Annotated in this window: 10 protein-coding genes and 1 pseudogene; 2 read left to right on the top strand and 9 right to left on the bottom strand. The window is 48.7% G+C overall.

Annotated features, from left to right (window positions below):
• Nucleotides 1-47 precede the first annotated feature (47 nt).
• Entirely contained in the window at nt 48-1,496 is a 1,449-nt protein-coding gene (locus Q0277_RS10560) for an SEL1-like repeat protein (RefSeq protein ID WP_297997863.1), read from the bottom strand.
• 147 nt (nt 1,497-1,643) lie between these two features.
• Between Q0277_RS10560 and hisD the strand changes: the two genes are divergently transcribed.
• Together hisD and Q0277_RS10550 are read left to right on the top strand one after the other, a co-directional pair.
• Nucleotides 1,644-2,933: a histidinol dehydrogenase gene (gene hisD, locus Q0277_RS10555; protein WP_297997860.1), complete on the top strand. Its 1,290-nt coding sequence runs from the start codon at nt 1,644-1,646 to the stop codon at nt 2,931-2,933.
• Between the two features lie 257 nt (nt 2,934-3,190).
• Nucleotides 3,191-3,481 (top strand): DUF5339 domain-containing protein, encoded by a 291-nt coding sequence (locus Q0277_RS10550; protein ID WP_291936556.1) that lies wholly within the window; start codon nt 3,191-3,193, stop codon nt 3,479-3,481.
• Between the two features lie 453 nt (nt 3,482-3,934).
• On the opposite strand, the gene Q0277_RS10545 is transcribed toward Q0277_RS10550, so the two are convergent.
• The 8 genes and pseudogenes from Q0277_RS10545 to Q0277_RS10510 all read right to left on the bottom strand — a co-directional run.
• Entirely contained in the window at nt 3,935-4,597 is a 663-nt protein-coding gene (locus Q0277_RS10545; protein ID WP_297997858.1) for a hypothetical protein, read from the bottom strand.
• Between the two features lie 149 nt (nt 4,598-4,746).
• Nucleotides 4,747-5,448, bottom strand: coding sequence for a YbaK/EbsC family protein (locus tag Q0277_RS10540; protein WP_297997854.1), 702 nt, complete (start codon nt 5,446-5,448; stop codon nt 4,747-4,749).
• 205 nt (nt 5,449-5,653) lie between these two features.
• Nucleotides 5,654-6,079: an ecotin family protein gene (locus tag Q0277_RS10535; protein WP_297997845.1), complete on the bottom strand. Its 426-nt coding sequence runs from the start codon at nt 6,077-6,079 to the stop codon at nt 5,654-5,656.
• Between the two features lie 68 nt (nt 6,080-6,147).
• Nucleotides 6,148-6,879, bottom strand: a complete 732-nt coding sequence (locus Q0277_RS10530; RefSeq protein WP_297997835.1) for a hypothetical protein — start codon at nt 6,877-6,879, stop codon at nt 6,148-6,150.
• 62 nt (nt 6,880-6,941) lie between these two features.
• Nucleotides 6,942-7,286, bottom strand: coding sequence for a hypothetical protein (locus Q0277_RS10525; RefSeq protein WP_297997829.1), 345 nt, complete (start codon nt 7,284-7,286; stop codon nt 6,942-6,944).
• A 369-nt stretch (nt 7,287-7,655) separates the two neighbouring features.
• Nucleotides 7,656-8,003: a hypothetical protein gene (locus Q0277_RS10520; protein ID WP_297997827.1), complete on the bottom strand. Its 348-nt coding sequence runs from the start codon at nt 8,001-8,003 to the stop codon at nt 7,656-7,658.
• A gap of 160 nt (nt 8,004-8,163) precedes the next feature.
• Nucleotides 8,164-8,715: a hypothetical protein gene (locus Q0277_RS10515; RefSeq protein ID WP_297997825.1), complete on the bottom strand. Its 552-nt coding sequence runs from the start codon at nt 8,713-8,715 to the stop codon at nt 8,164-8,166.
• 15 nt (nt 8,716-8,730) lie between these two features.
• A pseudogene (locus tag Q0277_RS10510) lies at nt 8,731-9,438 on the bottom strand (hypothetical protein); the annotation flags it as partial.

The following is a 9,438-nucleotide window of genomic DNA, read 5'->3' as shown; positions in this document are numbered from 1 at the left end:
GCCGTAAATTTAAGCAGACTTCGCGAGCGACTTAAAATTTATGTAGGTTAAAAACCTTGCGCGTTTAATTTTTTATAGGTGTAGCAACTACGCTTAATCCCTAGATTGCAGGCTTTACCATAGTATTTTTTCGCCATACTCTTATCTTTTTTTACCCCTTTGCCGGATTCATATAAATATCCAAGATTATTGCACCCTTCGGCAATTTCTAAATCACAAGCCTTGGAAAATAATTTATTTGCTATTTGGTAATCTTGTTTTACACCTTTTCCTTGTTCATATAAAGCTCCTAAGTTGACACATCCTAGTCCATCTCCAAGATTGCAAGCTTTAGAATACAGGTCTTTTGCTTTTTCAAAGTCTTGTTTTACACCTTTACCAGACTCATATAGAACCCCGAGACTATTGCAACCTTCACCGACATCCAAATCACAAGCCTTAGAATATAGCTCATTTGCTTTGTTATAGTTTTGCTCTATGACTTCCCCTTGTTCATATAAAACTCCTAGATCACTACATCCTAGCCCGTTCCCCAAATTGCAAGCTTTGGAATATAGTTCGCTCGCTTTCTTATAGTCCCGCTTTACACCTTCGCTGGAACTATACAAAACTCCTAGATTATAGCATCCTGTGTTATGCCCCAAATCGCAAGCTCTAGAATATAAATTTATTGCTTTTTCAAAGTCTTGTTCTATGCCTTCGCCTGAGGCATACCAAAACCCTAGAGCATAGCATCCTATGCTATATCCTAAATCACAAGTCCTAGAAAACAATTCATTTGCTTTCTTATAGTCCTGCTTTGTATGATTGCCTAAATAGTATGAAGCTCCAAGATTGTAACATCCTTCGGCAACTTCTAAATCGCAAGCTTTAGAATAGAATTGATCCGCTTTTTGGTAGCTTTGTTTTACGCCTTCCCCTTTTTCATATAAAATTCCAAGATTATGGCAGCTTTCGCCATGTTTTAAATCGCAAGCTTTTAAATATAGCTCGCTTGCTTTTTTATAATCCTGTTTTACGCCTTCGCCCGAGGCATATAAAAGCCCGAGATTGTAGCATCCGTCACCTTCTTGCAAATCGCAAGCTTTGGAAAGCAGTTCGGTTGCTTTTTTGTAATCTTGCTTTACTCCCTTGCCTGAGTAGTATAAAACACCCAGATTTCCGCAAGCTATGCTATTTTTTAAGTCGCAGGCCCTAGAATACAGTTCGGCCGCTTTTTTATAATCTTGTTCTACGCCCTTGCCGTATTCGTATGACGCCCCCAAGGTGGTGCAACCCCAGCCGTCGCCCAAACTACAGGCTTTAAAATTTAGCTCCCTTGCTTTCTCATAATCCTGCTTCACACCATCCCCTGAATAGTATGCCATGGCGAGATTTACGCATGCTAAGGTGTTGTTATTATCGCATTTGCTTCGCAACTTGCTTATACCGGGATCCTCTTGTTCCGCCGACGATACAGCCGCCGTGGCGATCAGCGCTAAAAATATCTTTTTCATAAATTGCTCCGTTTAAAATTTCGGCTATTTTATTTCATTTTCGCTTAATCTTTTGAAAATCGGTGAGCTGTAAATTTACGCAGTCGCAAGCTTAAAGGCGAAATTTAGCAAAAAGCGTTAAAATTCCAAGCATTACAAGGAGCGAAAATGAAAATTTTAAGAAGTACGGACGCAAATTTCAAAGAGGAATTTGCGAGGTTGGTGCGCCGCGGCGAGACGGATATGAGATCAGTAATGCCCGTCGTAAGCGGCATCATCGAAGATATCAGAGCGCGCGGCGATGAGGCGCTAGCCGAACAGATCGAGAAATTTGATAGATGGCGCGTGCAGGGCGATCTGGCTATCACACAAGAGCAGATGAGTCTCGCGTATGAAGGCTTAACCGCAGAGCTAAAAAACGCGCTTCAGATCGCATACGAGCGCATCTACGCTTATCATGAAAAACAGCTTGAGAGGAGCTGGTTTAGCTTCGATCCAAGCGGCGCGATGCTCGGGCAAAAGATCACGCCCGTGGATCGCGCGGGGCTATATATCCCAGGTGGCAAGGCGGCGTATCCGAGCTCACTTCTAATGAACGCGATCCCCGCAATCGTCGCGGGCGTGGAGGATATCAGCGTCTGCACTCCCGCCGTGGGCGGCGTCGTAAATGAGCTACTGCTTGCGGCGATGCATGTGCTGGGGATCAAAAAGGCCTACAAGGTGGGCGGCGCAAGCGCGATTGCGGCGATGGCATACGGCACGCGCACGATCGGCAAGGTCGACGTCATCACGGGCCCCGGGAATATCTTCGTCGCAACCGCTAAAAAGCTCGTGTTCGGCGACGTAAATATCGATATGATCGCGGGCCCTAGCGAAGTGGGCATCATCGCAAACGCCGCGGCAAATCCGCGCAACATCGCCGTGGATCTGCTCAGCCAAGCCGAGCACGACGAGATCGCGAGCAGCTTTTTGATAAGCGACGATGAAAAATTCGCTCTTGCCGTCGCAGAGCACATCGAGCGCGAGCTGCCTATGCTCGCGCGTGAGCCAATCGCTCGCGCCAGCATCCAAAACAAGGGCGCAGTCATCATCGCACGCGATATGAACGAGTGCGTGGAGCTGATGAACGAGCTTGCGGTCGAGCACCTCGAGATCGCGACCGAGAACGCCTACGAGCTGCTTCCGCGCATACGCCACGCAGGCGCGATATTTTTGGGCCACTACACGCCAGAGGCGATGGGCGATTACCTCGCAGGCCCTAACCACACGCTGCCGACCGGCGGAAGCGCGCGATTTTTCTCGCCTCTTGGGGTTTATAACTTCATCAAACGAAGCTCGATTATAGCGCTAAATAAACGCGCCATAGACGAGCTCGGAGGCGCGTGCATGGCGCTAGCGGACGCCGAGGGGCTCGGCGCGCACAAAAAATCGGTGCAGATTAGATTTGAAGAGAAGTGATTTTACGCTGCAGCCCCAAGAGGCGGCGAGGACCGAATTTTAAAGAGCACCGGCGGTTGTTGCTAAACCAAGAGCTGAAATTTTAAAATTTAAAGATGAGTTAAATTTTAAAAAACGTAAGCGTCGCAGCGAGAGTAAAATTTTAAAATTTCAAAAGCGCTATAAATTTAAAAAAATAGCCGTATTTGATTAAAATTTAAGGCAAATTTACTAAGCGAAATGATATACTTTCGCTGATTTTTTACAAGGAGAGAAAAATGAAAAAATCACTTTTAGTTTTGGCTAGTTTTGGCTTTGCGCTAAGTCTTAGCGCCGCAGATCTTTCAGATAGCTGCAAGGAGTACTTCGCAGATCTTGATAAGATGGTTGACACCTACAAACAAGCGGGTCAAGAGCAGCAGGTCAAGATGTACGAGGATCAAAAAAAGCAGTCCATGGATCAGATCAGCGCACTTCCTAAGGAGCAGCAAGAGGCCACTTGCAAACAAGCTAAAGAGATATTTAAGCAGATGATGGATCAGATGAAACAACAAGGCGCTATGAAATAAATACCTTCGCGGGCACGATGATGCTTTCTTCAGTCGCGGCGATGCGATATCGTCGCGATTAATTCTTTTTAAACTCACATTTTTTTAAAAATTTTTAAATTTTAAAATTTGGATGTTTTATCCTCGCTGCTTTTGGGGCTTGCCAAGAATTTCAGATTTGATATTCAGCTTGTCGCAGGAAGCCAAAACAAATAAAGCGCTCGCGTCGTTAAAATGCTCCGTAAGGCGATGCATCTTAGTGGGACGCTGCGGTGCACCAAAGATTTACGAGCCGTTTTGGCGCGGCTCGAAACAGCGCCTCATCAATATGATGAATTCGAGGCTCGGTTTAAGCGTTATTTTATCGCGATTTGAAATAGCCGGGGCTCATAGATAGAGCGAATTCACGTCTCAGTTTGCCGCTCTGCTTATGAAATTTGCGGCTAAAATCATCTCGCAAAATCGCCTCGGATTTTAATCCTTAGTAACGATCGCGCCGTTTTTTATTTCGTGCACGCAGACATTTCTGTGCAGCTCCTTGCCGGCATCTAAAGTATAGTAGAGCGTTGTTACTATGCAGCGTAAATCGGCGTCGATGACGAACTCCTGCTTGGCGCGCATCGGCGGCTTGCTTTTACCGCAGTGCACGTAATCGACGTAAATTTCGCGACAATCACTTATACGAAATGCGTCGTTTAAAAGGCACATAAAAACATATTCGTGCCCGTGCCTGCTATCTTGAAAATCACTCAGATAAAGCCTCAGCAGAATTGTTTTGACGCTCTTTTCTGGCAAACGACAAGCCCTTATGTCTTTGATCCTCTCCCAATACGTGCTTAGATTGTCGATTAAAAAGTTCTCCTTTGCGAACGAAAACAGCTTATTTTTATCAAGTAAATTTTTATCGATAGCCGCTAAGGGCGAAATTCCTCCCGGATAGCGCATCGGTAGTTGCGCGATCGGCAGATTGTCGTAAATATCTTTCATACTCTGATAAATCTCTGGCCGCGGCGCATCGTCTCCCTTAGCCGCGGCATTTTCCATGCCGCATAGCGCAAGTAGACACAGCAAAAATATCCACACCTTCTTCATAGCATTCCCCCTTGTTTCGATCGCAATCTCTTTGCTCCTGATCATACTGCAAATTTTAAAGCCTTAATATGAAGAAAAAAGATCAAAAATCAAAGCGCCCTTTTTACAACCACTCTCGCACTGTCTTTTTCTACCATTGCTTTTGGGTTAATTTAATCCGAATCTTCCTCTTGTGTGAAACGGACGATGCGCTGCTATTCGTCTTCCGTAGCCTTTTCGGTAAAGCTAACGATGCGCGGAGCGGCGATGCGCGCGTAATCCCGCGCGTTTAGAATGATCGAGTGATCAAGCAGGCCCGCGTTGAAAGCGATCTCTTCAAAGCGTCCGAACAGCGACGGATCGGCGATTAGCAGCAGCTTGTCGTGGAAGCTAAAAGGCGGCACCGAGCCGATGACGCAGTCCGTGAGATCGCCCACTTCATCGGGGCTTACGAGCGATGCTTTCGTGCCGCCGAGCCCCTCTGCCAAGCGCTTTAAATCGGTTTTATGATCGGCTGCGAAGACCGCTAGGACATAGATTCTGCCGTTTCTGCCCGCGGGTTTGTCGCTAGGAAGCTTCAGCTGCTGTGGCACGTTTGCGCAGATTTGATCGGCGGTTAAAGCTAAATTTCCCGCGTAGGCGCCGTTTTCGCAGCCTTGAGTGCTCGCAAGGGCGGAGGCGTCGAGATTTTGTGCGTCACCGGCGCTTGCTAAATTTAAATTTTGCGCGAAAGAAATTTGCCCGTCTTTAAAGCCTTTGATCGTGCAAACCAGCGCCTTTGCGCCTTGCCCTAGCTGCGTGCCTCGGGCTTTGGCGACCTCGGCGGAGGTGCCCGCGCTTTCGTGAGCTACGACGCGGAAGCGCGCGCCCTGCTGCGTCAAAAGCTCTTTTAGGCTTTCAAAAATTCTCTCTGACATGCTCTCTCCTTGTTTTTGCGAAATTATACTGAAATTTTAACCAAACGACCCATCGATGCCGAAATTCCATTCTTCGCCGTAGAAAATTTGTCTTGCGCCGTAGAATTTATCTCGCCTGCGCACAAACCTATTGCGCGATGAAAAATCTATTGCGCGGCGGAAATTCCGCCACGCATAAGCTCGGTCCGCCCTGCTTCTTGCGAAATTATTTCATCTTGCGGATTTTAGGCTCTTTGCTCTCTACGAGCTCGTAAATTCTAAGCTCGACCTTGACGTCTTTGGGCGCTAAAATTCTAATTTCACCGCCGCCGTAGGCGAATGGATGCGTGAGCTCGTAATAGACCCGTTTTTTTTGCTTCTCGGTTTTGCACAGCATCAGCGTCTGAGCAAGCTCATCGCCGCCGCTAAACTCGTAATAAAGCCCATCCGCGCCCTCTTTTTGCTCTATTTTGCCGCCGATCAGATATGCGTCGTTGCAGTCGGCTTTGATCTCTTTCGAAAAGATCGCTTCGACTTTAAATTGCTGCGGCGGCATCTTTGACGGCGTTAGCTGAAAGACGTTTAGCTGCTTTTGCGCCTCGCCGCCGAACAAAAACAGCGGCACCAAAAAGAAAAATACGCTTTTTCTCATTTTTTGCTCCTTGAAAAGATATTTTTATTCAAAATTTTAGCGAAATTTTTACTCATTAGTTTGAAATTTCAATCGACTTCGTTTTTGTCTACAATACAGATGATATTTTTTAGCGCCTCCGTCTCTGGTTTTAACGCCTCGCTATCGGTTTTTTGCGCGGTGCCCTTTTTGTTTGCTAAATTTTTACTATAGCCTTGCGGCGAGGGTTTTTCCCGCGAGTTTAAAGCCTTGACAGCGTCGCGCGAAATTTCGCCCTGCGTCTGCGCGGTGGAAATTTCGCCGCTAGCTCCGCCAGACTTGCTCGCGTGGTGGCTTAGCACGCTTTTGACGCTTATCTTTTCGCCTGCGTAAAACGCTTCGCAAAGCCCGTCTTGCGCCTCATAGTCCGTCACTTTGACGCTGCCTTCTTGAAATTTATAAAATTTCACTCGTTTTGCTCTGCGTAGCTCCCGGGCTCCGCCCCATACGTCGCTCTGCGCGTCGAGATCTGCGAGCGCGAATGCGCCGTCTGCCGCCTTATACATATTGCCGAGCCTTATCGGTATGCGTTCGCCGCTCTTTTTGGTAAGCACGAAGCCGATCTTTTCGCCATCTTTTGGGTGCGGGCGGAACTGCTTGGAGAAAAACGCCGTGAAAAATGCGACCTCCTTGGTCTCGCCGTCGGTGTCTAGGTATCTCGTCCAGCCATCTTCGGGCACGTCGATCTCGGCGACGTCTCGTCCGTCCTTTGCGCCGCATTTTAAGCCCGCGCAGCCGCTAAGCGCTAATGCCGCAAGCGCGGCTAAAAATAAGTTTTTCATATTTTCCCTTCAAATAAATTTTGCTCAAAGCGGGGCGCTCAGGCACGTAAATTCGTAGCGCATTATTTCAGGCTTGCGGGATAGCCGCTAAATTTTTCGATCCAGCCGTCCTCGCCGCAAAGCCCGTCCGAGAGCTCGGCTAGATTTTCGCCCGCCTCGTCCGCAAGCCGCCAGCGCTCGCTTTGCTCGAAAAAGCTTAGCGTCTCATGCAGGACGTGATCGGTAAGATGCGCGCAAAGCGTCCTTGGTGCTTCCCTCTGCTGCGGCGAAAAGTCCGCTATCGATGCATACAGCCGCTCGCATCGCGCTCCTTTCATCCGCCCGTTCATGACCGCATCCAACCACGCCAGCGACCCGTCTCTGAGCTGCCGCACATACTCTCGCCCGAAACTCTGCAAAACATCCATTTTTCACTCCTTGCGTTTAAATTTTTAAATTTTTGGCGCCTCGCCTAAATTTAGATCGAAATTTACTTCCTAAGCCCGTTTAAGCTTTTTGCGTCCTAAATACGGCGCGCCGCATTCACCTTTTATAAAATTCTACTTAGCGAGCGCCGTTTTTTATCGTTTGCGCTGCTATTTTACCGCGCCGCAAAATTCGCGCTGCACCTCAAAGCCCAGCGCCGTTTAAATTTTAAAATCCGAAAGCTCGCGACCGAAATTTTAAAATTTAAGGCTCGATGAAATGCGTTTCGGCGCGATGGTATGCGCCGCTTGAAACTTTAAATTTTAAAAACTCGTACTTCGCCTCAAAGCCCGCTAGCGGGACTAAATTTATCAAGCCGACGTCGCCCAGATGCGTAAAAATCGCTGTCCGCTCGCCTCAAACGAGCACTCCTGCCAGTCCCAGTCGTTTTCGCCGCCCATTGCAAAATTTTGAGGTTCGCCTGATAGATCCGCCGCGCTCAAAGCAGCCGTTATCCGCTCTTTCATAAAATCATCGGGCTCGCTCGGCGTAAATTTTTCAAATTTTATCTCGTAAAGGGAGGCGAGCCCAAAGTCCGCGCGCACGAGCTTGCCGCACTGCTGTGCAAACTCCGCCGCGCTATATTCGTGCTTTGGGGCATAGTACCAAACCTCCAGCTCCTCGATGATTTCGCCCCCAAATTTTATGGATTTTATCATTCTGACTCCCATTTCGCTCGTCGCGACGGTTTAAATTTTATCGCTTAAATTTTGTTTGCACTCATACGGCGCAGGTCTTACGCGCAAGATCAAACTCTCGCTATTCGGCGCAAGCGCGCTGCGCAGGCAAATTTTAAATTTAATCCGCCGCGCTTTAAATTCAGACGCCGAAGTCCGCCCGCATCCCCTCTTTGCCTTTCGGCGTAAAATAGCAAACGACGTAGCAGAGTATTCGGTCTTTGCAGTCGTATTTGGCTTCGAGAGCCTCGATAATGCTCGCAAATTCCTGCGGCGGCTTGTCCGCAAAGGCGCCTCGCAGCTCCTCTGCGGCGATATGTCTTGGACTAAGGAGCAGATACGCCGCGCCGCCGTCCTCATCCTCGCTTATCGCGCGTAAAATTTCACCGCTCGCGCGAACCCGCCAGTGCTCCTTGCCGTCCCATTCGCGCAGGCTTAAAAACGTCTCGCCGCCGTCAGCGTCCAAAGCCTTTTCGGTTGGAATTTGAGCGCGTAAGGCGCCTTCATTTAAGCTCTCCTCGCTCGCAACCTCGATAAAAACGTCCGTGCCGAGCAGATAGCTGGTCCGCTCAAACTCGCTTTCGTACTCCCGGCCGTCAAATTTGGCGGTAAATTCGTGCACCCGCTCGTCCGCTTCGCAGCCGAACATCATCGCGTTGCTGCTCGAAATTTTAACGATATAAGGCTCGTTCATGGGATTTTCCAAATTTTATTGCGGCTCGCATTTTCCGTAAACCCACTCGCGAGTTTCGTTTAGCTTAAACTCGCCGTCTTTTAGAAAATACTGCTTGCTGCTTTTGATCGCGTTTTTACCCGTGACTATGTAGTCGCCGATGAAGCCGCGATCCAGGACGTCGTGCGCTAAAATTTCAGGCTCAAAGACGTTTTGCGTCCTTTGCGTCTCGTGCCATTTGCCGCTCTCATCAGGCTCGCGCAGGATGATGGAGATGTTGTTGCCCGCCTCGTCGTAGCCGTAGATATACTCGTACTGCTTGCCATCGGAGGCCGTGCGATTTTTTATCACGTTGCCACGCGTGTCGTAGCTAAACTCGTTTTCAAACACGACCTCCCAGCGCTGCGACTCCTCGCGCCAAAGCGCGGTTTGCTCGCGTAGAGGCCTGCTCTCCTCGGTCTCCTCGTGCACGTTTTTGTAGTACTCTCTCCACTCGTTTTTTGCGGCGTCCCAGCGCGATCTTAGCTCGCTAAAGCGCCTATACTTAGGCTCGATTTTGTATAAGGCCTTTTCATCGCGCTGCCAGGCGCCGTCGCGCCACACAAAATTTATCTCGCTGCGCGTCCCGTCCGCCGCCGTAAAGACCGTCTGCTTTGTAAGCGGCACCCATTTGCCGCGCCACGCGTAGCCTTCGGAGCCCGCGTAAACATCGCCGTTGTAGTGATATATTGATTTTTCGTACGG

Origin of the sequence: uncultured Campylobacter sp., from assembly GCF_938030815.1 — a bacterium.
Lineage (GTDB): Bacteria > Campylobacterota > Campylobacteria > Campylobacterales > Campylobacteraceae > Campylobacter_B.
Note: the sequence above shows the minus strand (reverse complement) of the source record. Positions and strands in the feature narration are given on the sequence as shown.